This is a genomic window from Klebsiella sp. CN_Kp073 (genome assembly GCF_040065495.2).
Classification (GTDB): Bacteria; Pseudomonadota; Gammaproteobacteria; order Enterobacterales; family Enterobacteriaceae; genus Klebsiella; species Klebsiella aerogenes.
Window position 1 is genome coordinate 988,048 of sequence record NZ_CM198051.1, and the last position, 26,269, is coordinate 1,014,316.

Annotated in this window: 22 protein-coding genes; 13 read left to right on the forward strand and 9 right to left on the reverse strand. The window is 56.9% G+C overall.

Going from position 1 to position 26,269, the window contains the following annotated elements:
• Positions 1–43: 43 nt before the first annotated feature.
• The 3 genes from ABLV66_RS04850 (at position 44) to araE (ending at position 4,064) form a co-directional block, all read left to right on the forward strand.
• The gene (locus ABLV66_RS04850; protein WP_045396653.1) at positions 44–1,222 is read left to right on the forward strand and encodes an acetyl-CoA C-acetyltransferase; all 1,179 of its coding nucleotides are present in this window, start codon (positions 44–46) and stop codon (positions 1,220–1,222) included.
• 366 nt (positions 1,223–1,588) lie between these two features.
• Positions 1,589–2,350: a 2-dehydro-3-deoxy-D-gluconate 5-dehydrogenase KduD gene (gene kduD, locus ABLV66_RS04855; RefSeq protein ID WP_015703339.1), complete on the forward strand. Its 762-nt coding sequence runs from the start codon at positions 1,589–1,591 to the stop codon at positions 2,348–2,350.
• Positions 2,351–2,645: 295 nt separating this feature from the next.
• Complete coding sequence (araE, locus tag ABLV66_RS04860; protein ID WP_015369908.1) at positions 2,646–4,064, forward strand: arabinose-proton symporter AraE; 1,419 nt, start codon at positions 2,646–2,648, stop codon at positions 4,062–4,064.
• Here the strand turns inward: araE and ABLV66_RS04865 are convergent, their stop codons facing one another.
• Positions 4,065–5,060, reverse strand: coding sequence for a LacI family DNA-binding transcriptional regulator (locus ABLV66_RS04865; protein ID WP_047044184.1), 996 nt, complete (start codon positions 5,058–5,060; stop codon positions 4,065–4,067).
• A 223-nt stretch (positions 5,061–5,283) separates the two neighbouring features.
• Between ABLV66_RS04865 and ABLV66_RS04870 the strand changes: the two genes are divergently transcribed.
• The 4 genes from ABLV66_RS04870 (at position 5,284) to ABLV66_RS04885 (ending at position 10,210) form a co-directional block, all read left to right on the forward strand.
• Positions 5,284–6,525 (forward strand): MFS transporter, encoded by a 1,242-nt coding sequence (locus ABLV66_RS04870; protein ID WP_045373827.1) that lies wholly within the window; start codon positions 5,284–5,286, stop codon positions 6,523–6,525.
• 18 nt (positions 6,526–6,543) lie between these two features.
• Positions 6,544–7,974, forward strand: a complete 1,431-nt coding sequence (locus ABLV66_RS04875) for a glycoside hydrolase family 32 protein (RefSeq protein WP_047044319.1) — start codon at positions 6,544–6,546, stop codon at positions 7,972–7,974.
• A gap of 108 nt (positions 7,975–8,082) precedes the next feature.
• Positions 8,083–9,438 carry a carbohydrate porin gene (locus tag ABLV66_RS04880; RefSeq protein WP_063416339.1) on the forward strand — a complete coding sequence of 452 codons (1,356 nt, stop codon included), beginning with the start codon at positions 8,083–8,085 and terminating at the stop codon, positions 9,436–9,438.
• Positions 9,439–9,517: 79 nt separating this feature from the next.
• Positions 9,518–10,210, forward strand: coding sequence for an aspartate/glutamate racemase (locus ABLV66_RS04885; protein ID WP_047044188.1), 693 nt, complete (start codon positions 9,518–9,520; stop codon positions 10,208–10,210).
• Here ABLV66_RS04885 and ABLV66_RS04890 read toward each other — a convergent pair.
• The gene (locus tag ABLV66_RS04890) at positions 10,197–11,123 is read right to left on the reverse strand and encodes a LysR family transcriptional regulator (RefSeq protein ID WP_348876499.1); all 927 of its coding nucleotides are present in this window, start codon (positions 11,121–11,123) and stop codon (positions 10,197–10,199) included. The genes ABLV66_RS04885 and ABLV66_RS04890 overlap by 14 nt on opposite strands.
• A gap of 136 nt (positions 11,124–11,259) precedes the next feature.
• Here ABLV66_RS04890 and lysA point away from each other — a divergent pair, with 136 nt between their 5' ends.
• Complete coding sequence (lysA, locus tag ABLV66_RS04895; protein ID WP_316422597.1) at positions 11,260–12,522, forward strand: diaminopimelate decarboxylase; 1,263 nt, start codon at positions 11,260–11,262, stop codon at positions 12,520–12,522.
• On the opposite strand, the gene ABLV66_RS04900 is transcribed toward lysA, so the two are convergent.
• Positions 12,515–13,516, reverse strand: a complete 1,002-nt coding sequence (locus tag ABLV66_RS04900) for a LacI family DNA-binding transcriptional regulator (RefSeq protein WP_161801907.1) — start codon at positions 13,514–13,516, stop codon at positions 12,515–12,517. The two genes, lysA and ABLV66_RS04900, sit on opposite strands and share 8 nt — an antisense overlap.
• A 196-nt stretch (positions 13,517–13,712) precedes the next feature.
• On the opposite strand from ABLV66_RS04900, the gene ABLV66_RS04905 reads away from it, so the two are divergent.
• A complete protein-coding gene (locus tag ABLV66_RS04905) occupies positions 13,713–14,192 on the forward strand; it encodes a GNAT family N-acetyltransferase (protein ID WP_348876501.1) in 480 nt (159 codons plus the stop codon).
• On the opposite strand, the gene galR is transcribed toward ABLV66_RS04905, so the two are convergent.
• Positions 14,153–15,169: an HTH-type transcriptional regulator GalR gene (gene galR, locus ABLV66_RS04910; protein WP_045396693.1), complete on the reverse strand. Its 1,017-nt coding sequence runs from the start codon at positions 15,167–15,169 to the stop codon at positions 14,153–14,155. The genes ABLV66_RS04905 and galR overlap by 40 nt on opposite strands.
• 621 nt (positions 15,170–15,790) lie before the next feature.
• Between galR and aas the strand changes: the two genes are divergently transcribed.
• Both aas and lplT read left to right on the forward strand, forming a co-directional pair.
• The gene (gene aas, locus ABLV66_RS04915; protein ID WP_045396698.1) at positions 15,791–17,950 is read left to right on the forward strand and encodes a bifunctional acyl-ACP--phospholipid O-acyltransferase/long-chain-fatty-acid--ACP ligase; all 2,160 of its coding nucleotides are present in this window, start codon (positions 15,791–15,793) and stop codon (positions 17,948–17,950) included.
• Complete coding sequence (gene lplT, locus ABLV66_RS04920) at positions 17,943–19,136, forward strand: lysophospholipid transporter LplT (RefSeq protein ID WP_348876502.1); 1,194 nt, start codon at positions 17,943–17,945, stop codon at positions 19,134–19,136. Before aas ends, lplT begins: the two co-directional genes overlap by 8 nt.
• Positions 19,137–19,613: 477 nt before the next feature.
• Here the strand turns inward: lplT and ABLV66_RS04925 are convergent, their stop codons facing one another.
• The 5 genes from ABLV66_RS04925 to ABLV66_RS04945 form a co-directional block, all read right to left on the reverse strand.
• Positions 19,614–20,654 (reverse strand): NADP(H)-dependent aldo-keto reductase, encoded by a 1,041-nt coding sequence (locus ABLV66_RS04925; RefSeq protein WP_047044198.1) that lies wholly within the window; start codon positions 20,652–20,654, stop codon positions 19,614–19,616.
• Positions 20,655–20,907: 253 nt separating this feature from the next.
• Entirely contained in the window at positions 20,908–21,126 is a 219-nt protein-coding gene (locus ABLV66_RS04930) for a YgdI/YgdR family lipoprotein (RefSeq protein ID WP_004867116.1), read from the reverse strand.
• A gap of 123 nt (positions 21,127–21,249) precedes the next feature.
• A complete protein-coding gene (locus ABLV66_RS04935; protein ID WP_045396707.1) occupies positions 21,250–21,963 on the reverse strand; it encodes a TerC family protein in 714 nt (237 codons plus the stop codon).
• Positions 21,964–22,026: 63 nt separating this feature from the next.
• On the reverse strand, positions 22,027–22,722 hold the full coding sequence (gene mutH / locus ABLV66_RS04940) for a DNA mismatch repair endonuclease MutH (protein ID WP_047044200.1): 696 nt from the start codon (positions 22,720–22,722) through the stop codon (positions 22,027–22,029).
• Between the two features lie 64 nt (positions 22,723–22,786).
• The gene (locus tag ABLV66_RS04945) at positions 22,787–22,951 is read right to left on the reverse strand and encodes a hypothetical protein (protein WP_223683768.1); all 165 of its coding nucleotides are present in this window, start codon (positions 22,949–22,951) and stop codon (positions 22,787–22,789) included.
• A gap of 453 nt (positions 22,952–23,404) precedes the next feature.
• Here ABLV66_RS04945 and rppH point away from each other — a divergent pair, with 453 nt between their 5' ends.
• On the forward strand, positions 23,405–23,935 hold the full coding sequence (gene rppH / locus ABLV66_RS04950; protein WP_015703328.1) for an RNA pyrophosphohydrolase: 531 nt from the start codon (positions 23,405–23,407) through the stop codon (positions 23,933–23,935).
• 12 nt (positions 23,936–23,947) lie between these two features.
• Complete coding sequence (ptsP, locus tag ABLV66_RS04955) at positions 23,948–26,194, forward strand: phosphoenolpyruvate--protein phosphotransferase (protein WP_015369927.1); 2,247 nt, start codon at positions 23,948–23,950, stop codon at positions 26,192–26,194.
• Positions 26,195–26,269 lie beyond the last annotated feature (75 nt).

Consider the following 26,269-nt stretch of genomic DNA (forward strand, 5'->3'; position numbering starts at 1 on the left):
TATAACGGCATCTATTGATGGTTCTTTGCGCAGAAGGTAAAGGATGAAAGATGTCGTGATCGTCGGCGCGTTGCGTACGCCCATCGGCTGTTTTCAGGGAACGCTGGCGCGTCACTCGGCGGTGGAATTGGGCAGCGTGGTGGTGAAGGCGTTAGTCGAGCGGAGCGGAATCGATCCGCAGTGCATTGATGAAGTGATCCTCGGTCAGGTGCTGACCGCGGGTACCGGGCAGAATCCGGCGCGCCAGTCGGCGATCCGCGGCGGGTTGCCGAATACCGTCTCGGCGATCACCATCAACGACGTTTGCGGTTCCGGGCTGAAAGCGCTGCACCTGGCGACCCAGGCCATCCAGTGCGGCGAAGCGGATGTAGTGATCGCCGGCGGCCAGGAAAACATGAGCCGTGCGCCGCATGTGCTTACCGACAGCCGAACCGGCGCGCAGCTGGGCAATAGCCAGCTTATCGACAGCCTGGTGCATGATGGTCTGTGGGACGCTTTCAATGATTACCATATGGGCGTAACGGCGGAAAATCTGGCGCGGGAGTATGGGATCAGCCGTGAACTACAGGACGCCTGGGCGCTTAGCTCGCAGCAAAAAGCGCGGCGGGCGATAGACTCCGGGCGGTTCCGCGATGAGATCGTGCCGGTCGCCACCGAGCATAACGGCAGTAAACGGCTGGTGGATACCGACGAGCAGCCGCGGATGGACGCCAGCGCTGAGGGATTAGCCAGCCTGATGCCCACCTTCGACCAGTTAGGGTCGGTGACAGCGGGTAATGCATCGAGTATTAACGATGGCGCGGCGGCGGTGATGATGATGAGCGAGTCAAAGGCCCAGGAGCTGGGGCTGCCGATTCTGGCGCGCATTCGCGCCTTCGCCAGCGTCGGCGTCGATCCGGCGCTAATGGGTATCGCGCCGGTACATGCTACCCGGCGCTGCCTTGAGCGCGCGGGCTGGCGGCTGGATGAGGTTGACTTAATCGAAGCCAATGAAGCTTTTGCCGCCCAGGCGATTTCCGTTGGCAGAGTGCTGGAATGGGATGAACGCCGGGTGAACGTTAACGGCGGGGCTATCGCCCTTGGCCATCCAATTGGCGCGTCCGGCTGCCGGATTCTGGTGTCGCTGGTACATGAAATGATTAAGCGCGATGCGCGTAAAGGGCTCGCGACGCTGTGTATCGGCGGCGGGCAGGGCGTTGCGCTGGCGGTGGAGCGCGCATAATAGGGTTTCGCGCCGTCCCCGGCGCGAGGCCCATCATCCCCGTCGATCTTCCATTCTTCATTTTTTTACCTGATTTTCTTTCTTCGCGGTTATTTTTTAAAGATAACCTAACTCACTGTATTTATAGCTTTTGTATAGGTCACCAGCTTCTGGCTATGTGATCCGTTTTGCGTTTTTATCATTTTTAATCACAAAAAATGAAACGTTGTTTTAATTGTCGTTGAAAATGATTTTTCAGCGGTCTACTATGTGACCATTAGCAAAACGGAACTCTGTTTTATTTTTATGATGGGGACGCCCCAGGAGTTCTTCTTAGCCTCAGAACCTTGCCTGTGGTGAGCAGGCCGTGAAAGAAAGGAACCAGATATGATTCTTGATGCATTCTCTCTTCAGGGGAAAGTCGCGGTAGTGACCGGCTGCGACACCGGTTTAGGCCAGGGCATGGCGGTTGGGCTGGCGGAAGCGGGCTGTGATATCGTCGGTATTAACATCGTTGAACCGACGGAAACCATTGAGCGCGTTACCGCGCTGGGGCGTCGTTTTTTGAGCCTCACCGCCGACCTGCGACAGATTGATGGTATTCCGCAGTTGCTTGAGCGTGCGGTGGCGGAATTTGGCCACATCGATATTCTGGTCAATAACGCGGGGCTTATCCGCCGTCAGGATGCTATCGAATTCAGCGAGAAAGACTGGGATGACGTCATGAATCTGAACATCAAAAGCGTCTTTTTCATGTCCCAGGCCGCGGCGAAGCACTTCATCGCCCAGGGTAACGGTGGCAAGATCATCAATATTGCCTCCATGCTGTCGTTCCAGGGCGGGATCCGCGTGCCGTCCTACACCGCCTCGAAAAGCGGCGTCATGGGCGTAACTCGCCTGCTGGCCAATGAATGGGCAAAGCATAATATCAATGTTAACGCCATTGCCCCCGGCTACATGGCAACCAACAATACCCAGCAGCTGCGCGCCGATGAACAGCGCAGCGCGGAAATTCTCGACCGTATCCCGGCCGGCCGCTGGGGCCTGCCGAGCGATTTAATGGGGCCGGTGGTGTTTCTCGCCTCCAGCGCATCCGATTACATCAACGGCTACACCGTGGCGGTAGATGGCGGTTGGCTGGCGCGCTAACAGACATAAGTCGAACAACCCGCCAACCGGCGGGTTGTTTTCTGAACAATAATCGTCCATATCATGAGGTTTAAATAATCCATACTCGTTAGTAATGGAAAATAAAATACTCGCCATACATCAGGGTTGTTTTGACGATCGGACAGCATTTTTTGCATAAGATAAAGTTTAATGTCCATCACAAAAACAATGCTACCAGCCGTTTTATCCATATCTTCGCCATCTCCCGCCTGACACCTTAGCCCTGCGATCCCGTACTTTCACTGCACGCATACTCTGTTGAGGCAGGAAAAAAATGACTTCATTGACCACCGATCCGGGTTTACTCCCCAATGCGCAGCGCAACACCCGGCGCATGAACCAGTTTGTCTCCATTGCCGCCGCGGTGGCGGGTTTGTTATTCGGCCTTGATATTGGCGTGATTGCCGGGGCGCTCCCCTTCATTACCGATCATTTCGTGTTATCCAGCCGTCTGCAGGAGTGGGTAGTCAGCAGTATGATGCTGGGCGCGGCGATTGGCGCGCTGTTCAACGGCTGGCTCTCTTTCCGTCTTGGCCGTAAATACAGCCTGATGGTCGGCGCAGTGCTATTTGTGGCGGGCTCTATCGGCTCGGCATTCGCCACCAGCGTCGAGATGCTGCTGGCGGCGCGCATTGTCCTTGGCGTCGCCGTCGGTATCGCCTCCTATACCGCGCCGCTCTATCTTTCTGAAATGGCGAGTGAAAACGTTCGCGGCAAGATGATCAGCATGTATCAGTTGATGGTCACGCTTGGCATCGTGCTGGCGTTCTTATCCGATACCGCTTTCAGCTACAGCGGCAACTGGCGAGCGATGCTTGGCGTGCTGGCGCTGCCGGCGGTATTGCTGATTATCCTGGTGGTGTTCCTGCCTAACAGCCCGCGCTGGCTGGCGGAAAAAGGCCGCCATATCGAGGCCGAAGAAGTGCTGCGCATGCTGCGCGATACCTCGGAAAAGGCGCGCGATGAGCTGAATGAAATCCGCGAAAGCCTGAAGCTCAAGCAGGGGGGATGGGCGCTGTTCAAAGTGAACCGCAACGTGCGTCGGGCGGTGTTCCTCGGCATGTTATTGCAGGCGATGCAGCAGTTTACCGGCATGAATATCATCATGTATTACGCGCCGCGGATCTTCAAAATGGCCGGTTTTACCACCACCGAGCAGCAGATGATCGCCACTCTGGTGGTCGGCCTGACCTTTATGTTCGCGACCTTTATCGCGGTGTTTACCGTCGATAAGGCCGGACGTAAACCGGCGTTGAAAATCGGCTTTAGCGTGATGGCGTTGGGCACCCTGGTGCTGGGCTATTGTCTGATGCAGTTTGATAACGGTACCGCCGGTAGCGGCCTCTCCTGGCTGTCGGTGGGGATGACCATGATGTGTATTGCCGGATACGCGATGAGCGCCGCGCCGGTAGTGTGGATCCTCTGCTCTGAGATCCAGCCGCTGAAATGCCGCGACTTCGGTATCACCTGTTCGACCACCACCAACTGGGTATCGAACATGATTATTGGCGCGACCTTCCTGACGCTGCTGGACGCGATTGGCGCGGCAGGCACGTTCTGGCTCTATACCGCGCTGAACGTGGCCTTTATCGGCGTGACCTTCTGGCTGATCCCGGAAACTAAAAACGTGACGCTGGAGCATATCGAACGCAAGCTGATGTCCGGCGAAAAGCTGCGTAACATCGGCAACTGATCACATTGATTCGCGCGGCAGCCACGGGCTGGGAACCTTAACGGTATCCCGATGGCTGTCGCCGTTAATGATATGCAGGGCGCTCAGGCGGCCAATTTCATAATGCGGTAACTGCACCGTCGACAGCGGCGGCAGGAACAGATCGCCAATCCCCACCATGTTGTCATAACCCACCACCGCCACATCTTCAGGAATTCGCAGGCCCTGCGCCAGCAGCGTCTGGTAGACCATAAAAGCGATGCGATCGTTGCCGCACACCACGGAATCAAACCGCGGTTTACCTTGCTCAATATGGGCCAGCAGCTGGCCGGGAATATCGCGATAGTGTTCGTCACCGTAGGTCATATAGCCGTGATCGAGCGTATCCGGATCAACCTGCGCCTCACGGCAGGCGCGTTCCAGCCCCTGTCGGCGGCGTATCGTCGCCAGATGCCTGGCCGGAAGATGCAAACAGAGCGGGCGGCGATAGCCGGCGGCCAGTAGCGCTTTCACCGCGTCGTACTGGCCCTGCTCATCATCCGGAATATAGCTGGCGACGTTCTCGTTCAGGCTTTCGCAGTTGGCCAGCACGCAGGGCAGCGTCAACAATTTGCTCGGCAGCGGGACCTGGCGCAGCCCCATGGTGGTGTAGATAATGCCGTCCGGGCGATGGGAAAGCAGCAGGTCGAGTATGGCATCAGGGTTGTCGTCCGAGAACATGTTGACCACAAAGCTGTTCCAGCCGTGGGCCCGCGCCGTCTCTTCGATAGAGAGCGTTATCTCTACCGAGAATGGGGTGGTCACCGTGTCCAGCGCCAGCACGCCGATGGTGCTTGGGGTTGCCCGGGCGCCGCGAATTTTCTTTGCCGACAGATCGGGCACGTAATTGGTCTGTTCAATCGCCGCCTGTACGCGGGCGAGCGTATCCGCCTTCAGGCGCTCCGGGCTGTTCAGCGCGCGGGATACCGTCATCAGTGAGACATTGGCTAGCTTCGCTACATCTTTCAGAGATGCCATGGTGATTACTCCGGTATACAACTAAGTCGCTGATGTAAAAGGATCATACGATAGTCTATCCCAGCCCGATGGTGAAGCATGGCGATGAATAGTTGATCGCGATCGCATCTCCATTATGTTAACGTTAACTTTTGTGATTAACATCATGAATCGTCACAAAACCAGATGAGAGTTGTTTTTTGTTAACGTTACCATTCGCGCATTACTCCAACACGAGAATGTCATGATGAAGACGCATCACTCTCACAGCTACCCCTTACTCAGTGCCTTACTGTTTTTCTTTTTTGTTACCTGGTCTTCTTCCGGCTCGCTGCTTTCCATCTGGCTACATCAGGAAGTGGGGCTGAAAGCCGGGGATACCGGCATTATCTACGCGGTGCTGTCGGTCTCGGCGCTATTCGCCCAGATTTGCTACGGTTTTATCCAGGATAAACTGGGGCTGCGCAAAAATTTACTCTGGTATATCACGGTCTTACTGATCCTTTCCGGGCCGGCCTATCTGCTGTTTGGCTATCTGCTCAAAATCAACGTGCTACTCGGCAGTATTTTTGGCGGCATCTACATCGGCCTGACCTTTAACGGCGGCATTGGCGTGCTGGAGTCCTATACCGAGCGCGTGGCGCGGCAAAGCCAGTTTGAATTCGGCAAAGCGCGGATGTGGGGATCGCTGGGCTGGGCGGTGGCGACCTTTTTCGCCGGGCTGCTGTTTAACATAAACCCACAGCTGAACTTCGCCGTCGCCAGCTGTTCCGGTCTGGTTTTCTTCATGCTGCTGGCGCGGCTTAAGGTCTCTTCAGCGCCGCATGCCATGCAGGAGGCGGTCAGTGGCGGTAAAGTCACGCTGGAAGACGCGCTGCGCCTGCTGACGCTGCCGCGTTTCTGGGCGCTGGTATTTTTCGTCGTCGGCACCTGTATTTACGGCGTTTACGACCAGCAGTTCCCGGTCTACTTCTCTTCGCAGTTCGCCACGCTGCATGAAGGGAACGCCATGTATGGCTATCTCAACTCCTTCCAGGTGTTCCTCGAAGCGGCGGGGATGTTCTGCGCCCCGTGGCTGGTCAACCGCATCGGCGCGAAAAACGGTCTGATCTTCGCCGGCATGGTGATGGCGATGCGCATGGTGGCCTCCGGGCTGGTGGAAGGTCCGGTTCTGATCTCGATTACGAAACTGCTGCACGCCGTGGAATTGCCGGTGCTGCTGGTTTCTATCTTCAAATACAACAGCCTGAACTTTGATAAACGCCTTTCATCCACCCTGTATCTGGTGGGTTTCGCCTGCACCAGTTCGGTTATCGCCACCGTCCTGTCGCCGCTGGCGGGCTATAGCTATGAAAAATACGGCTTCGCCGACTCCTATCTGATCATGGGACTGCTGGTGTTCTGCACCACCTTCATCTCCATCTTCCTGCTGCGATCCAATAAGGCCTCTTCGGATTCGCTCATGTCGCAGCCATCCACTATCTGACTGAAAAGAGAAATGAATATGATGTATTCCATTAGTAACGCGGAGCGGGAACTGCAGGCGAAAAGCGTGGATCTCAACCCGCGCTGGTATCCGCGTTATCACCTGGCTGCCCGTGCCGGCTGGATCAACGACCCCAACGGGCTGGTATGGTTCGACGGCTGGTACCACGCGTTTTATCAGCACCACCCGTATTCAAACCAGTGGGGGCCGATGCACTGGGGCCACGCGCGCAGCAAGGACCTTGTGCATTGGGAACACCTGCCGGTGGCGCTGGCGCCGGAAGGGCCGGAAGATAAAGACGGCTGTTTCTCCGGCTCGGCGGTGGTTGATGGCGATACGCTGGCGCTCATCTACACCGGCCATAAATTTCATGGCGATCCCGCTGATGAAAATAATCTGTACCAGGTGCAGTGTCTGGCGACCAGCCGCGACGGCATCCATTTTGAGCGCCAGGGGATGGTCATTGATACCCCGCCGGGGATGCACCATTTTCGCGACCCGAAAGTATGGCGTGAAGGTGAAAGCTGGTACATGGTGGTCGGCGCGCGGGTAGACGACGTCGGTCAGGTGCGGTTGTACCGTTCTGACGACCTGCGCCACTGGCAGGATGCCGGTATTCTTGCCCAGGCCGAAGCGGGGATGGGCTACATGTGGGAGTGCCCGGATTTCTTTGAACTCGATGGCAAGCGGGTGCTGATGTTCTCGCCGCAGGGGATGGCCGCGGACGGTTTTGCCCGGCGCAATTTATTCCAGAGCGGCTATCTGCTGGGGGACTGGCTGCCGGGGCAACCTTTCGTCCGCGAAGAGGCGTTTGTCGAACTCGACAGCGGCCACGATTTCTATGCGCCGCAAAGCTTCCTCACCCCTGATGGCCGACGGATTGTTATCGGCTGGCTGGACATGTGGGAGTCGCCGCTGCCGGAGCAGCAGGACGGTTGGGCCGGTATGCTCTCGCTGCCGCGCGAGTTAAGCCTCGGCGCGAATAATCGGTTACTGATGCGTCCGGCAAAAGAGGTGGAAGGCCTGCGCCGCGACTGGTTCCCGTGGCCTGTCAGTTCGTTGAAGAATCAGCAACTGACGATGGTAGAGCACTGCGAAACCATGGAGGTCAACCTGCATTGGGATACGGCCAATAGCTGCGCCGAGCAGTACGGTTTGAGCTTTGGCGAAGGGCTGAAGGTATATGTCGACAATCAGATGCAGCGACTGGTACTGGAGCGCCGCTATCCGCAATATGGTTTGTGCGGCACCCGCAGCGTTCCGTTACCCACCGGTTCGGCGCTGAAGCTGCGGTTATTTTTCGATAGCTCATCCGTTGAGGTTTTCGTCAATGACGGCGAAGCCTGCCTCAGCAGCCGTATTTATCCTGACGCGCAGCACAGAGAATTAGTTTTATTTTCCTGGAGCGGTAGCGCGGCATTAATTGATGGCGGAGCATGGGAGCTCTAATTAAATAGTAATTAACCCGAATAACCCGTTAGCAATCGCCGGCGGGTTTTCAATATTTACCGAAAAAATAAAACAATACCTTTAATATATAATAAGCAGGGTCTAACGATGAATAAAATCTGGGTTGGATGTCTTATCTCGTCTTTATTTATTCCCGCCGCCGGCGCGCAGCCAACGCTTTCGCTTGAGGAGCGCCTGGCGCAGATGGAGCAGCGCTTAAAAGCCACCGAGCAGCGGGCGCAAAACGCCGAGGCGGAAATCCGCGAATTGAAGCAGCAGGAGCGCACGACGGCTAAAAGCAGCGCGCCAGCGCCCGCGACGGTTGCCGCGCCGGCGCTGGCGGTGAATAAAGATGTCGATTTAAAATTTTACGGTGATGTTGAATTTAATATGGATGGCGCCAGCCGAACCGGCAGCCTGACCTCGGTAAAAACCAGCGCGAATAAGAACTGGGCGCCGGGGGATAAAGAGCGCTGGGATATTAATGGGCGTATTTTGTTAGGATTTGATGGCTTACGTAAAGGCGCGAATGGTAAATATTCCGGCTTTAGCGTACAGCCGCTGGCGGATATGACCGGGAAAATGAATCTTGATGATGCCGTATTTTTCTTTGGTCAGGAAAATGACTGGAAAATAAAAGTGGGGCGCTTTGAAGCCTACGATATGTTCCCGCTAAATCAGGATACGTTTATTGAATATTCTGGTAATACCGCCAACGATCTCTATAGCGACGGTTACGGTTATATCTACATGATGAAAGAGGGGCGCGGGCGTAGCAGCAGCGGCGGTAATTTCCTGCTGAGCAAATATCTCGATAACTGGTACTTTGAGCTCAACACGCTGGTGGAAGACGGCAGCTCGTTATTCGTCGATCAAAACTATCACGGCAACGCGCTCGAAAATCATAAAAACGTGGTCTACGTGCGGCCGGTGGCGGCCTGGCAATCCGGCCCGTGGTCAGTGGCGGCGGCGGTTGAGAGCAACCTGGTGAACAATGCCTATGGCTATCAAAACCAGCATGGACGCTGGGTCGATCAGTCCAACCGTACCGGCTACGGACTGACCATGAGCTGGAATACGCTGAAAACCGATGCCGAGGATGGCATGGTGGTGAACCTCAGCACCGCTTATCTGGATGCGGCGGATGAAGAGGATTTCAGCGCCGGTATCAACGCGCTGTGGCATCGCGTCGAGCTGGGATATATCTACGCGCACAACAAAATCGACCAGTTTAATATGGCGGGCGTCAGCGGCGAGTGCGATGGCGACTGCGCGATTCTGACGCCGGGCCGCTATGACATCCACACGATCCATGCCTCCTGGCAACTGCCGAATATCATGGATATGCCGAACTTTAATATTTATCTCGGCGCCTATGCCTCATGGCTGGATTCGTCGGCCCAGCAGAGCGGGAACGACGACGAACGCTACGGCGCGCGCGTGCGCTTTAAATATTTCTTCTGATGTGGTCGCCGCCCAACAGCAACAGTGGAAAGTTATCGGCAGGTTTGCTTCACTGGAGCAAACCATAAAGGAGCAGATAATGAAAACCATCGGCCTGCTGGGCGGCATGAGCTGGGAATCCACCATTCCCTATTACCGGTTAATTAATGAAGGCATTAAAGCGCGGCTCGGCGGCCTGCATTCCGCCAGCCTGTTGCTACATAGCGTTGATTTTCATGAGATTGAGGCCTGCCAGTCGGCAGGTGAGTGGGAGCGCGCCGGCGAGATCCTCGCCGCGGCGGCGCTGGGGCTACAGCAGGCCGGCGCCGAGGGCATCGTGCTGTGCACCAACACCATGCATAAAGTGGCTGAGGCGATTGAAGCCCGCTGCGAAGTGCCGTTCCTGCATATCGCCGACGCCACCGGGCGGGCGATCAGCGCTAAAGGTCAGCGTCGGGTCGCGTTATTGGGCACCCGCTACACCATGGAGCAGGATTTTTATCGCGGCCGTCTGCAGCAGCAGTTTGCCATTGAGACGCTGATCCCGCAGGCCGACGATCGGGCGCGCATCAATCAAATTATTTTTGATGAGCTGTGCCTCGGCACCTTTAGCGACGCCTCGCGCGACTATTATCTGCAGGTCATCGCGGCGCTGGCGGCGCAGGGGGCGGAAGGCGTTATCTTCGGCTGCACCGAAATCGGCCTGTTGGTACCGGAAACGAGTAGCCCGCTGCCGGTATTTGATACCGCGGCGATCCATGCCGCCGACGCGGTGGAATTTATGCTCTCTTAAGTACCGCCGCCAGCGGCTGTTCGATACGCGGCAGGCTGGTTTGCAGATGCTGAACAAAGGCGTCGACCAGCGCGGAACCGGGGCGATGTAGCGGGCGGATTAGGCTGACGGTAAAGGGCACATCGACGCTGAAGCGCCGCACCACCACGCCGCTCTCAGCGTAGTCGAGGGCGGTGAGCGGGTTGACCACCGAAATGCCCGCTCCGGCGCGCACCAGCGCGCAGATCGACGCCGCGCTGTGGGTTTCAACCACCATCCGTCGTTTCACCTGGTGCTCCATAAACAGCGCATCAAGCAGCTGGCGGTAGCTGTCGGTGCGCGACAGGCTGATATAGTTTTCGCCGTGGAAGTCGGCGGGGGTGAGTTCGGTTTTCGCGGCCAGCGGGTGATCCAGCGGCAGGACGCAGACCTCATTTAAGGTCAGCAGCGGCGTGCGCTCGGTGCCGGTCGGCGTATGCAGCGTTTCCGTTAACCCTAAATCGTGGCGCTGGGCGGACAGCCACTCCTCCAGCAGCGGCGACTCCTGCGGCACGATCTGCAGGCTGACGTCCGGATAGCGCGCGAGGAACGGCTGCAGCAGCAGCGGCAGAAATGACTGCGAAAAGACCGGCAGACAGGCTACCGACAGCTCCCCCTGGCGGAATTCGCGCAGGCTTTCCGCGGCGCTAACGATGCGATCCAGCCCGTACCATGAACGCTGTACTTCTTCAAACAGTCGCAGCCCTTGCACCGTCGGCTGCAGACGGCCGCGGGCGCGCTCAAACAGCTTTAAGCCGAGTACTTTCTCAAAACGCGCCAGCTCACGGCTGACCGTCGGCTGCGAGGTGTGCAGCATCCGCGCCGCTTCGGTCAGGTTGCCGGTGGTCATCACCGCGTGGAAAATCTCGATATGGCGTAAGTTGACGGCTGGCATGGGCGGCTCCCGGTTAGCATCAGATAGCCATATCATTTTTGCATAGACTCGCGATAAAACGATATTTTTTATTCTCTTCACGCTGTGGCGTAATCGAAAAAAACATCGACAAACACACGTACGCACCGGAGTCCTTATGCCACGCTCGCTGAACGCCACCGATACCGATCTGACCGCCGACAATCTACTGCGCCTGCCCGCTGAGTTTGGCTGCCCGGTATGGGTCTATGACGCGCAGATTATCCGCCGCCAGATTGCCCAACTTAGCCAGTTTGACGTGGTGCGTTTTGCGCAGAAGGCCTGCTCCAATATTCATATTCTGCGTCTGATGCGCGAGCAGGGCGTGAAGGTGGATTCGGTGTCGCTTGGCGAGATCGAACGCGCGCTGGCGGCAGGTTACGATCCCGTGCAGCATCCGGACGATATCGTCTTTACCGCCGATCTGATCGATCGCGCGACCCTTGAACGAGTAAAAGCGTTACAGATCCCGGTAAATGCCGGATCCGTGGATATGCTTAGCCAGCTGGGCGAAGTCTCGCCGGGCCACCGCGTCTGGCTGCGCGTCAACCCGGGATTTGGTCATGGCCACAGCCAGAAGACCAATACCGGCGGCGAAAACAGCAAACACGGTATCTGGTACAGCCAACTGCCGCAAGCGCTGGAGGTGATTCGCCGCCATTCGCTGCAGCTGGTCGGCATCCATATGCATATTGGCTCCGGCGTTGATTACGGCCATCTTGAGCAAGTATGCGGCGCGATGGTGCGCCAGGTGGTGGAGTTTGGCCAGGATCTACAGGCGATCTCCGCCGGCGGCGGTTTATCGATCCCCTATCACGAAGGCGAAGAGGCGATCGATACCGATCACTACTTTGGCCTGTGGAATGCCGCGCGCGAGCAGATCGCCAAACATCTGGGGCATCCGGTAAAGCTGGAGATCGAACCGGGGCGTTTCCTGGTGGCGGAGTCCGGCGTGCTGGTATCGCAGGTGCGTAGCGTGAAAGAGATGGGTAGCCGCCACTTCGTGCTGATCGATGCCGGCTTTAACGATCTGATGCGCCCGGCCATGTACGGCAGCTATCATCATATTACCGCGCTGGCGGCGGACGGGCGCGACCTGAGCGGCGAACCACAGCTGGAAACCGTGGTCGCGGGGCCGCTGTGCGAATCCGGCGACGTCTTTACCCAGCAGGAGGGCGGTAAAGTGGAAACTCGTCTGCTGCCGGCGGTCGCGCCGGGGGATTACCTGGTGCTGCACGACACCGGCGCCTACGGCGCATCGATGTCTTCAAACTACAACAGCCGCCCGTTGCTGCCGGAAGTGCTGTTTGATAACGGCAGCGCGCGCCTGATTCGCCGCCGCCAGACCATTGAAGAACTGCTGGCGCTGGAGCTTATTTAAAGAACGGCCCCGTCGTCACCGATTCACGCAGCACCAGCGTGCCGGTGAACGGCGGGATGGTTTCGATCGGCTGTTCGTTGGCAAGCTTAATCGCCTGGTCGATGGCGGTGGTGATCATATTGTCGATCGGCAGGTAGACCGTCGATAATCCCGGCTCCAGCCATTTTGCGCTGGGTGCGTCGTCAAAGCCGAAGAGCGACACGTCCTGCGGAATGCGTAACCCCGCCTGATGCAGCGCTTTCGAGGCCCCCAACGCCATATCATCGTTACAGGAGAACAGCGCGCTAAACGGCGTTTTCTCTTCTAATAATTCCCGACATAGCTCATAACCGCGAGTCATCGTCGAATCGCCGTACTTTACCCGCGCCGGTTCCCACGCAATTCCGTGCTTTTCCAGCGCGCTGCGGTAGCCCGCCAGGCGCGCTTTACCCGTTGGGGTGTGCATCGGCACGGTCAGGCAGGCGATATCGCGGTGCCCCTGGGAGATCAGATAGTCGACGGCCTGAAACGCCGCTTCTTGCTGTTCGAAGAACACGCAGCGTTCCCGCGCCTGGCTGACATCGCGGTTAATCACCACCAGCGGCGTTTCGATGGACTCGATAAGCGACATGATTTTCTGTTCGCTCATATGGCGGGTGTAGAGCACGATGGCGTCGCACTGGCGGTCGGCCAACATTTGCACCGCTTCTTCTTCCCGCTCGGGCGCATCGTGGCCATCGGTGACGATAAGCTGCTTGCCCCAGGCTTCCGTTTGACGCGACGCCTGTTGCAGCAAGCGGCCAAAATAGAAACCGTCGAATGTCGATACCACCAGGCCAATGCTATTGCTGGTGCGATTCGCCAGCGAGCGGGCGAGAAAATTGGGCCGGTAGCCCAACTCTTCCATCGCTTTGAAGACCTGTTGGCGGGTACTCTCTTTTACCTGACCTGTGCCGTTCAACACGCGGGAAACCGTCGCTTTCGAGACGCCTGCGCGTATTGAGACATCCAGCATTGTTGCCATTCGTCGATTCCTGATAACCCGTGATAGGGCGCAGTTTACCACAGTCATTCAGAGGGATATGAGCCTGACGACGGCAAAGACTATCGCGATCACGCTTTTTGCGGAAATCCTGTTGAAGGCATTTTCCGACCCATGATGCGCAGGCGGGCTCGGCGCGCTAGAATTCATCGATTCACAGGGGGTAAAAATGCAGATTCAACCATTGTACGCCGCGCCGCAGCATGCGCCACAGGTGGCGGAGTGGCTATGGCAGGCTTTTGCCGACGATGCCTTACCGCAGGCGTTTTTTAGCAGTATTGTTGAACATAGCCAAACGCCGGGGGCGCTGCCGCTGACCTTTATCGCCACCGAAGGCGAGGTGCTGCTGGGGACCGTAGGGCTGTGGCGTTGCGATTTAATAAGCCGTCAGGATCTGTTCCCCTGGATGGCGGCGCTGTTTGTCGCCGAAACGGCGCGCGGGCAGGGGGTGGCCGGTAAGCTGCAGCAGCACGTTATCGACTATGCCCGCCAGTGCGGTTATCCGCAGCTTTATCTCTATTCCGCCTGCCGCGACTTTTACGAACGCTTTGGCTGGCGCTATATCGGCGAGGGGCTGGATTACCCGGCCTCCGCCGTGAACCTGTACCGCTACGATTTATCGCCTTCCGCGGGCGTTATTACCGAGTGACGGCGCACCAGCGTCGGGCTGAAGAGGTGGGTGATTTCCGGCGCCGGGCGCTGTTCCGCCAATGCCAGGGCCAGCTCCGCCGCCTGGGTCGCCATGGTGACGATCGGATAACGCACGGTGGTCAGGCGGGGGCGCACGTAGCGCGAGATCAGTACGTCATCGAAGCCAATCAGCGAAATTTCCTGCGGCACCTCGATACCATTGTCGTTGAGCACCCCCATTGCGCCGGCGGCCATTGAATCGTTGTAACAGGCGACGGCGGTAAAGTTTCTGCCGCGGCCTAATAGCTCGGTCATCGCCAGCTCGCCGCCGCTTTCGTCAGGCTCGGCGAAGGTGACCAGCCGGTCATTGACGGGCAGGCCGCTCTCTTTCAGGGCATCGTAATAACCTTGCAGCCGGTCTTCGGCATCGGAAATCGCGTGGTTGGAGCAAATATAGCCAATGCGGCTGTGGCCCTGCTGAATCAGATGGCGGGTCGCCAGCCAGGCGCCGTAGCGGTCGTCAAGCGCCACGCTGCGCTGCTCGAAACCGGGAACGATGCGGTTGATCAACACCATGCCGGGGATTTGTTTCATCAGCCCTGCCAGCTCGTCGTCGGGGATCATTTTAGCGTGTACCACCAGCGCCGCGCAGCGGTGGCGAATGAGTTGTTCAATCGCCTGACGTTCCTTTTGCACGTTGTGGTAGCCGTTGCCGATAAGCAGAAAATTACCGGTGCCGTAGGCCACCTGTTCGACGGCTTTGACCATCGCGCCGAAGAAGGGATCGGAAACGTCGCCCACCACCAGGCCGATGGTTTCCGTCGACTGCTGCGCCAGCGCGCGGGCGTTGGCGTTGGGGTGGTAGTTCAGCGTTTCCATCGCCGCCGTTACCGACTGACGAGAGGCTTCACTCGCTTTTGGCGAGTTGTTGATAACGCGTGAGACGGTAGCGACGGACACTCCAGCGAGTCGGGCTACATCCTTAATTGTCGCCATACCGGACCTTTTTTAGGGTAAGCGTTTACATAATAGTTATGTTACGGGAAAGCGCAGCAGATTCAAGGCTACAGCTATTCTGGTTGATACAAATGTGACGCAGACAGAGATTAGCGGTGACAAAGTTACACAGCACAATGCGTGGGATGCAACGGTGAAAAGAGAATTCTCATCTTTGCTTACACTTTGCGATTAGCTGTTGCGAATGTTCGCTGGTTTCGTTGAGTGATGCATTGATACTCTGGCTATCCCAGAGGTATTGATAGGTGGAGTCAACTTCAGGTTGACCACTTAATTACACCAACCTGCGCAGATGCGCAGGTTTTTTTTTGCCTGTCATTCAGCCTGTTACAGACAGCGAAAATCGCAATACCTGGTTGCACTTAGGCTCATTCCCTTGCGTTTTCGCGCTGGCGCGGTCGTGGGTAAAAACGCGACAATCAGGGTCCCAGAGGTATTGATTGGTGAGTTTCTTAAGTACGCACTTCGTACTGATTATCTTGCACCGACCTGCGCGGATGCGCAGGTTTTTTTTATTCTGAATTTTCTTCCCCCACACTGCTTTTCCCCGCCTTCTCATGTAACCTGCTCGGAATACTAAATCAGCCACGCGGAGTCGTTATGCTGTTGGGATTTTTTCGATTACTGTTCAAAGGATTGTACCGGGTACGATTGACCGGAGACACTCAGGCGCTTTATCAGGAAAAAGTATTAATTACGCCAAATCATGTCTCATTTCTCGACGGTATTTTACTGGCGCTCTTTCTGCCCGTTCGGCCGGTGTTTGCGGTCTATACCTCGATTAGCCAGCGCTGGTTTATGCGGGCGCTGACGCCGCTTATCGACTTTGTGCCGCTGGACCCCACCAAACCGATGTCAATTAAGCATCTGGTGCGCCTGATTGAGCAGGGGCGTCCGGTCGTTATCTTCCCGGAAGGGCGTATTTCGGTGAGCGGTTCGCTGATGAAAATCTATGACGGCGCGGCGTTTGTGGCGGCGAAGTCGAAAGCGACTATTGTGCCGCTGCGAATTGAAGGCGCCGAACTTACGCCGTTCAGCCGCCTGAAGGGGCTGGTAAAACGCCGCCTGTTCCCGCGTATTCAGCTCCATTTACTGCCGCCGACGCATCTGCCGATGCCGGAAGCGCCGCGCGCCCGCGATCGGCGAAAAATCGCCGGCGAAATGCTGCACCAGATTATGATGGAAGCGCGCATGGCCGTGCGTCCGCGTGAAACGTTGTATGAGTCGCTACTGGCGGCGCAGGACCGCTTTGGCGCGCGCAAAAACTGCGTGGAAGATATTAATTTCCAGCCGGATACCTACCGTAAACTGTTGACCAAAACGCTGTTCGTCGCGCGTATTCTGGAAAAATACAGCGCGCAGGGCGAGAAAATCGGCCTGATGCTGCCTAACGCCGGTATTAGCGCGGCGGTGATTTTCGGCGCGATTGCCCGCGGGCGTATCCCGGCAATGATGAACTATACCGCCGGCGTCAAAGGGCTCACTAGCGCGATTACCGCCGCGGAAATCAAAACCATTTTTACTTCCCGTACCTTCCTCGATAAGGGCAAGCTCTGGCACCTGCCGGAGCAGCTGACTCAGGTGCGCTGGGTGTTTCTGGAAGATCTGAAAGGCGATGTCACTACCGCCGACAAGCTGTGGATTTTTAGCCATCTGCTGGCGCCGCGTCTGGCGCAGGTCAAGCAGCAGCCGGAAGATGCGGCGATGATCCTCTTTACCTCCGGCTCGGAGGGGAATCCAAAAGGGGTGGTGCATAGCCATAAAAGCCTGCTGGCTAACGTGGAACAGATTAAAACCATCGCCGACTTTACCGCCAACGATCGCTTTATGTCGGCACTGCCGCTGTTCCACTCCTTCGGCCTGACGGTCGGCCTGCTGACGCCGCTGTTTACCGGCGCGGAAGTGTTTCTCTATCCAAGCCCGCTGCACTATCGGGTGGTGCCGGAGCTGGTCTACGATCGTAACTGTACCGTGTTGTTCGGCACCTCAACCTTCCTCGCCAACTATGCCCGCTTTGCCAACCCGTATGATTTTTATCGTCTGCGCTATGTGGTGGCAGGGGCGGAAAAACTGCAGGACAGTACCAAACAGCTGTGGCAGGACAAATTCGGCCTGCGCATCCTTGAAGGCTACGGCGTGACCGAATGCGCGCCGGTGGTCTCCATCAACGTTCCGATGGCGGCGAAAGTCGGCACCGTCGGACGCATTCTTCCGGGGATGGATGCCCGATTGCTGGCGATGCCCGGCATCGAACAGGGAGGCCGACTGCAGTTAAAAGGGCCTAACATCATGAAAGGCTATTTGCGGGTAGAAAACCCCGGCGTGCTGGAAGCGCCGACGGCGGAAAACCAGTACGGTGAAGTGGAGAGCGGCTGGTACGACACCGGCGATATCGTCGTCTTTGACGAGCAGGGATACGTGCGTATCCAGGGCCGCGCCAAACGCTTCGCCAAAATCGCCGGCGAAATGGTCTCGCTGGAGATGGTCGAGCAGGTCGCTTTGGCGGTCTCGCCGGACAAAATGCACGCCACGGCCATTAAGCAGGACGCCAGCAAAGGCGAGGCGCTGGTGCTGTTTACCACCGATAATGAACTCAATCGCGAAAAGCTGCTGCGCTACGCACGTGAACATGGCGTACCGGAACTGGCGGTGCCGCGCGATATTCGTTGGCTGAAACAGCTGCCGGTACTGGGCAGCGGCAAGCCAGACTTTGTCACCCTGAAAGGTATGGTAGAAGAGGCGGAACATTCAAATGAGTGAGTCAGTGCACACTAACGCTTCACTGTACTCGAAAGGGATGATGGCGGTGATCTGCGCCCAGTTCCTGTCGGCCTTCGGCGATAACGCGCTGCTGTTCGCCACCCTGGCGCTGATGAAGCAGCTCTACTATCCGGAGTGGAGCCAGCCGGTATTGCAGATGTTGTTTGTGGGCGCTTACATTCTCTTTGCGCCGTTTGTCGGGCAGTTTGCCGACAGCTTCGCCAAAGGCCGGGTGATGATGGTCGCTAACGGCCTGAAGCTGCTCGGCGCCGGATGTATTTGCTTTGGCGTCAATCCGTTTATCGGCTATACGCTGGTGGGTGTTGGCGCGGCGGCCTATTCGCCGGCGAAATACGGTATTCTCGGCGAACTGACCACCGGCGATAAGTTAGTGAAGGCTAACGGGCTGATGGAGTCGTCGACCATCGCGGCGATCCTGCTGGGGTCAATGGCGGGCGGCATTCTTGCTGACTGGCACGTGCTGGCGGCGCTTATCGTTTGTGCGCTGGTTTATGGCGGCGCGGTGGTCGCTAACCTGTGGATCCCGAAACTACCGGCGGCTCGTCCTGGACAGTCGTGGCGTTTCCGGCCGATGACCCATAGCTTCTTCAGCGCCTGTAAAACGCTGTGGCGTAATAGCGAAACGCGTTTCTCGTTGATGGGCACCAGCTTGTTCTGGGGGGCGGGGGTGACGCTGCGCTTCCTGCTGGTGATTTGGGTGCCGGTGGCGCTTGGGATCACCAGCAACGCAATGCCGACCTACCTCAATGCGATGGTCGCCGTCGGGATTGTAGTTGGCGCAGGCGCAGCGGCGAAGCTGGTAACGCTGGAAACCGTCTCGCGCTGTATGCCCGCCGGGATATTGATTGGCGTCGCGGTGATAGTCTTCGCGGTGCAGCAGTCGCTACTGCCAGCATTTGGCCTACTGCTGCTGCTCGGTGTATGCGGCGGCTTCTTTATCGTGCCGCTGAACGCGCTGCTGCAGGAGCGAGGGAAACATACCGTTGGCGCAGGCAACGCCATTGCGGTGCAGAACCTCGGTGAAAACGTGGCGATGCTGCTAATGCTGGGGCTGTACTCGCTGGCGGTCAGCGTTGGGATCCCGCCGGTTGGCGTGGGGATAGGGTTTGGCGCGGTCTTTGCGCTAGCCATTGCCGCGTTGTGGTGGTGGGGACGGCGTAAATAATCCCCGGCTTGCGCTACGCTTAGCCGGGCTGCCGAACTACCGAATGTCGCTGGTGGTGTAGCCCGGATAAGGCGCCAGCCGCTATCCGGGACTCCCCCCGGCTTGCGCTACGCTTAGCCGGGCTACCGAACTACCGAATATCGCGGGCTGTGTAGCCCGGATAAGGCGCCAGCCGCTATCCGGGACACCCCGCGGCTTGCGCTACGCTTAGCCGGGCTGCCGAACTACCGAGGGTCGCTGGTGGTGTAGCCCGGATAAGGCGCCAGCCGCTATCCGGGACTCCCCCCGGCTTGCGCTACGCTTAGCCGGGCTACCGAACTACCGAATATCGCGGGTTGTGTAGCCCGGATAAGGCGCCAGCCGCTATCCGGGACACCCCGCGGCTTGCGCTACGCTTAGCCGGGCTGCCGAACTACCGAATGTCGCTGGTGGTGTAGCCCGGATAAGGCGCCAGCCGCTATCCGGGGCTTTACTCCCTTACGGCGCCGGGTAGGTATACACCTTATGCGCCGCTTCAATCTCCGCTAACACCTCTTCGCTCAGCTCAAGATGCAAACTCTCGACGTTGGTCTTGAGCTGCTCCATGGTCGTGGCTCCGAGCAGGGTGCTGGCGACAAACGGCTGACGACGCACAAAGGCCAGCGCCATTTGCGCCGGATCGAGATTGTGGCGTTTGGCAATGTCCACATAAGCGGCCACCGCTTTCTGCGCCTGCTCGCCGCTGTAGCGGGTAAAGCGGCTAAATAGCGTATTGCGTGCGCCGGCCGGCTGCGCGCCGTTGAGGTACTTACCGGTGAGCGTACCGAACGCCAGGCATGAATACGCCAGCAGCTCAACGCCCTCATACTGGCTCACTTCCGCCAGCCCCACTTCGTAGCTGCGGTTAAGCAGGCTGTACGGGTTTTGAATCGTGACGATGCGTGGCAGGTCGTGCTTATCGGCCAGATGCAGATAGCGCATGACGCCAAAGGCGGTTTCGTTAGAGACGCCGATATAGCGAATTTTACCGGCGCGCTGGAATTCGGTGAGCGCTTCCAGCGTATCGAGCAGGGTGACCACCGGCGCGGAGTCGCTCCAGGTATAGCCCAGCTTGCCGAAACAGTTGGTCTGGCGCTGCGGCCAGTGGACCTGATAGAGGTCGAGATAATCGGTTTGCAGACGCTTCAGGCTGTCGTGCAGCGCGTCGCGAATATTTTTGCGATCCAGCGCGTGGTTCGGGCGAATGCTGCTGTCGTTATTGCGCGCCGGGCCGCTGACTTTAGAGGCGATAACCAGCTTTTCGCGGTTGCCGCGTTTCGCCAGCCAGTTGCCGACGTAGGTTTCGGTCAGCCCCTGGGTTTCCGGGCGCGGCGGGACAGGATACATTTCGGCGACATCAATCAGGTTGATTCCCTGACTTACGGCGTAGTCGAGCTGTTCATGAGCGTCGGCCTCGCTATTTTGCTCACCAAAGGTCATTGTGCCCAGCCCCAGCGTGCTGATTTCAAGAGAACTGTGTGGGATACGGTGATACTGCATAGCCGGCTTCCTTATTTTTATCAACAAGGTCAGGAGTTTCCCGACAAAACTATCTCCCCACAAACTTCAAAGCGCTTGCAGGCTGATGGGAATAACAACATGGCAGAGGGAGAGAAAAAGAGAAAGGGAAAATATCAAAAAAGCCGGGTCTGGAGATCCTGAAGGGGGCTGCCCTGGGGATATAGCAGGGGGATCCCGACTCTTTTCTGTGGCTGTGGTTGTCGGTAATTATGCTGTTAACCGACGAAAAAGCTTAACGCTTAATAATTTGTGACACGTCGTCGCGGTTGATCTGCATTTTATTGCCTTGCTGATCTTCGTAGCTTATCAAACCGGTGTCATCGTCAACCGCCGGTTTACCGTCGGTAAGAATCATACGTCCGTCTTTTGTCGCCATGACATAATCGCTGCTGCAACCGGAAACCGAGAACGCCAGTCCTACGGCGGAAATCAATACTGCCCATTTTTTCATCGTCATTACCTCTCTTATGGCCGCACCTCGTACCAGTATATTAATAGCCTGATTTGTGAGACATAAAAAGCAGTAAAGTCTTAAAAAGGATTGCAGCCCGCTTCCGGACTGCAATTTTGTGGCTTACAGCGGGTTTTTCTTATTGCGCATCAGGTTGAGGGTTTCGACCGCAATAGAGAAGAACATCGCGAAGTAGATGTAGCCTTTCGGGACATGCACATCGAAGCTCTCCAGCATCAGCGTGAAGCCGACGAGGATCAGAAACGACAACGCCAACATTTTGACCGACGGATGACGGTCAACGAAGTCGCCGATCGGACGTGCGGCAAACATCATCACTCCAACCGCAATCACCACCGCGGCCATCATAATAAACAGATGATCGGAGAGGCCGACGGCGGTAATGACTGAATCAAGGCTGAAGATGATATCCAACAGCATGATCTGCACGATAGCGCCAAAGAAGGAGTGGACGTTGGTTTTAAGACCTTCTTCCTCGCCTTCAATCGATTCGTGGATCTCTTTACTCGCTTTCCAGATCAGGAACAGGCCGCCGAGCAGCAGGATCAGGTCGCGAAACGAGATCTCCTGACCAAATACGGTGAAGAGCGGGTTGGTGAGTTTAACGACCCAGGCGATAGACGCCAGCAGGCCGAGACGCATCAGCATGGCTCCCATTAACCCGATGCGCCGCGCATGGGCGCGTTGGGCGGTGGGAAGCTTAGCAACAACCAGAGAGAGAAAAATAATATTATCGATCCCGAGAACGATCTCCAGCAGCGTCAGCGTGCCGAGCGCCAGCCAGGCGTTAGGATCGGTTATCCATGCAAATAACATTGTTCAAAGTCCTGCAAAAAATAAAGTGGTAATTATATGCAGGCGTTATGGCAGAACAAAAAATTATTCATGACCTAATAGAAAATGTCGCGCCAGCAGCGCGGCGGTGAAGTTCTTTTTCAGATAAAAGCCGCGCGGCAGGGTGAGGATCGGCTCGCCGTGGGCGCCGATCGCTTCCGTTAGCGCCTTGCTATTGGCCGCCTTTGGGCGTAGTTGCAGCACCTCGCCGTGGCGGGCGGTGATTCGTTCAACCTGGCCAAGCACGATAAGATCCATTAATTCTTCCCAATCCATGCGTAGCTGGCGATCTTCTTCCTCGTCTGGCGTCCACAATAGCGGCGCGCCGACGCGGCGTTCCGCGAGCGGGATCTCGCGTTCGCCTTCTACCGGGATCCACAGCACGCGCTGTAGCTTATGCCGCACGTGGCTGCTTTCCCAGGTCACGCCGCTATTGCCGGTTAGCGGCGCCACGCAAACAAACGTGGTCTCCAGCGGACGCCCCTGGCGGTCGATGGGGATAGTTTTCAGCTCCACGCCTAAGGCGGCGAAATCCTGCTCGGGTTTGCTTCCGGCGCTGGCGCCCAGCCAAATCTCCAGCAGGATGCCAATCCAGCCTTTGTCGCGTTTCAAATCGCGGGGAATGGGGATCCCCGCCAGCGCCGCCAGTTCACCCAGTGAATAACCCGCCAGCCGCTGGGCCTGAGCAAGAAGTTGCTCCTGACTTTGCGGCGGAGCGGTAAGCGGAGCGATGGCTGACATGATGGAAAACCTCTGGTTAAAAAGTGAGCGCTATTTTTGTGCGTTGTGGATAGAGTTTACCTTTTTATGGGTAACTATACCAATGTGATGATTTATATATGTTTTTTGTCCCATTTTTCCGCTTGTGAAAACAGTGAAAACGGGTTTTCCAGAACTGGTCACTGACAATGAACAGGATCTTACACCATGTTATCCACAGAAAAATGGGATAACTGGGGAAAAGCCTCACTACTGGTTCGATTTACAGCCTTGACGTGCGACGAAAATCGAATTTTTAGACAAAATGTGCCCGACGAGTGTGCTTTATCTGTGGATAAAAGCGGCATTGTTCGATCTTTCATCAGTTGCCGGATCGCATATGTGATGATCATCACGTTATGCTGTAATTTGTCGGTATGAACTATGATAACTTAATGAATAGTATGTCATTATTAAGAAGCCCTATCTCTACGTCGTTCGGACTACTCTGGGTTTTCCCTGGTTAATTCCGTACTTCTTCACAACTCTATCCACAGAAAAAGTGAATAAAATGGCCCGGGGATGGCGTTCACTGTTTATAACTCGGGTGATTACTGTGAGTTATTCAAATGTTATTCGTTATCACGCCACACAGAGAGTGGTTTACCGTTTCCAACGAGTGTGAAACAATCATTCACATTGAAGCTTATTTTGAGGTAGTCCGGTGATTGATGACGATGGCTACCGCCCAAATGTCGGCATTGTAATCTGTAACCGCCAGGGCCAGGTGATGTGGGCCCGGCGCTATGGTCAGCACTCGTGGCAGTTCCCGCAAGGGGGCATTAATCCAGGCGAGTCCGCCGAGCAGGCAATGTATCGGGAATTGTTCGAAGAGGTTGGGTTAAGCCGCAAAGATGTGCGGATCCTGGCCTCAACCCGTAACTGGCTGCGTTACAAGCTGCCTAAACGTTTGGTGCGTTGGGACACAAAGCCGGTTTGTATCGGTCAGAAGCAGAAGTGGTTTCTTCTACAACTGGTCGGCAGCGATACGGCTATTAATATGCAAACCAGCAGTACACCTGAGTTTGATGGCTGGCGATGGGTAAGTTACTGGTACCCGGTTCGTCAGGTGGTGTCGTTTAAGCGCGACGTTTACCGCCGGGTGATGAAAGAGTTCGCGGGCGTCACCATGTCGCTTGCTGAAACCACACCAAAGCCGCAAAGCGCGCCTGCTTATCGACGTAAAAGAGGTTAAGCCACGCACATTATGCTCACTCGGTTGCGAGAAATAGTCGAGAAGGTCGCCAGCGCGCCGCGTTTAAACGAGGCGCTGGATATCCTGGTTACGGATGTCTGTAAAGCGATGGAAACGGAAGTTTGTTCGGTTTATCTGGCTGACAACGATCGACGCTGCTATTACCTGATGGCCACGCGCGGGCTGAAAAAACCTCGCGGACGTACGGTCGCACTCGCATTTGATGAAGGTCTCGTGGGTCTGGTGGGGCGACTGGCCGAGCCGATCAACCTGGCCGATGCGCAAAAGCATCCCAGCTTTAAATACATCCCGGCGGTGAAGGAGGAGCGTTTCCGCGCCTTCCTTGGCGTGCCGATCATCCAGCGGCGTCAGCTGCTGGGTGTGCTGGTAGTCCAGCAGCGTGAGCTGCGCCAGTTCGATGAAAGCGAAGAGTCCTTCCTTGTCACCCTCGCCACCCAGATGGCGGCGATTCTCTCCCAATCGCAGCTGAATGCGCTGTTTGGGCAGTATCGACAGACCCGCATCCGCGCGCTGCCGGCATCATCCGGGGTAGCGATTGCCGAAGGCTGGATGGATGCCAGCCTGCCATTGATGGAGCAGGTCTACGAGGCCTCGACGCTGGATACCGCTTCCGAGCGCGAACGTCTCACCGGCGCGCTGGAAGAAGCGGCGAATGAGTTTCGTCGCTACAGCAAACGCTACGCCGCCGGGGCGCAAAAAGAGACGGCGGCTATTTTTGACCTCTATTCGCACCTGCTATCCGATGCGCGCCTGCGCCGTGAGCTATTCGATGAAGTCGACAAAGGCTCCGTCGCCGAATGGGCGGTGAAAAAGGTCATTGAAAAATTTGCCGAGCAGTTTGCCGCGCTCAGCGATGGCTATCTGAAAGAGCGGGCGGGGGATTTACGTACTCTCGGACAGCGGCTGTTGTTTCATCTCGACGACACCACCCAGGGGCCGAATACCTGGCCTGAGCGCATTATCCTGGTGGCCGACGAACTGTCGGCTACCACGCTTGCGGAAGTGCCACAGGACCGCTTAGTCGGGGTGGTGGTGCGCGACGGCGCGGCCAACTCCCACGCGGCGATCATGGTTCGCGCGCTGGGCATTCCGACGGTGATGGGCGCCGATATTCAGCCGTCGCTGCTGCATGGCCATATGCTGATCGTTGATGGCTATCGCGGCGATCTATTGGTCGATCCCGAACCGGTGCTGCTACAGGAGTATCAGCGGTTAATCAGCGAAGAGAACGAGCTGAGCCGGCTGGCGGAAGACGATCTCGAACGCGCTTCCGAGCTGAAAAGCGGCGAGCGGGTAAAAGTGATGCTCAACGCCGGTCTGAGCCCGGAGCATGAAGAGAAGCTCGGCAGCTTTATCGATGGTATCGGGCTTTACCGCACCGAAATTCCGTTTATGTTACAGAGCGGCTTCCCCTCCGAAGAGGAGCAGGTCGCCCAGTATCAGGGCATGCTGCAGATGTTTAACAGCAAGCCCGTGACCCTGCGTACGCTGGATATCGGCGCCGATAAGCAACTGCCGTATATGCCGATTAGCGAAGAGAACCCGTGCCTTGGCTGGCGCGGGATCCGTATTACGCTCGATCAGCCGGAGATCTTCTTGATCCAGGTGCGCGCCATGCTGCGCGCCAATGCCGCCACCGGCAACCTCAGCATACTGCTGCCGATGGTCACCAGCCTCGAAGAAGTTGATGAAGCCCGCCGCCTGATTGAGCGCGCCAGCCGTGAAGTCGAAGAGATGATTGGCTATGCAATTCCCCGCCCGCGCCTTGGGGTGATGCTGGAAGTGCCGTCTATGGTCTTTATGCTGCCGCAGTTGGCGAACCGCATCGACTTCATCTCGGTCGGCACCAACGACCTGACGCAATACATCCTCGCGGTCGACCGCAACAATACCCGCGTCGCCAATATGTACGACTGCCTGCATCCTGCTGTATTGCGGGCGCTGGCGATGATCGCCCATGATGCCGAGCGTTTTGGCATCGATCTGCGCCTGTGCGGTGAAATGGCCGGCGACCCGATGTGCGTCACCATCCTGGTGGGCCTCGGTTATCGCCATTTGTCGATGAACGGCCGTTCGGTCGCGCGCGTGAAATATCTGCTACGCCGTATCGATATCGAAGAAGCGCAGGAGCTGTCGCGGCGCAGTCTGGAAGCGCAGATGACCACCGAAGTGCGCCACCAGGTGGCGGCGTTTATGGAGCGCCGCGGTCTCGGCGGCCTGATCCGCGGCGGACGGTAACGTACATACTGTTATCGGTTTGCAACTTTTTAAGTGTTTTTCCCGGACGCGGCGCGTTGCGCCTTCTCCGGGCTA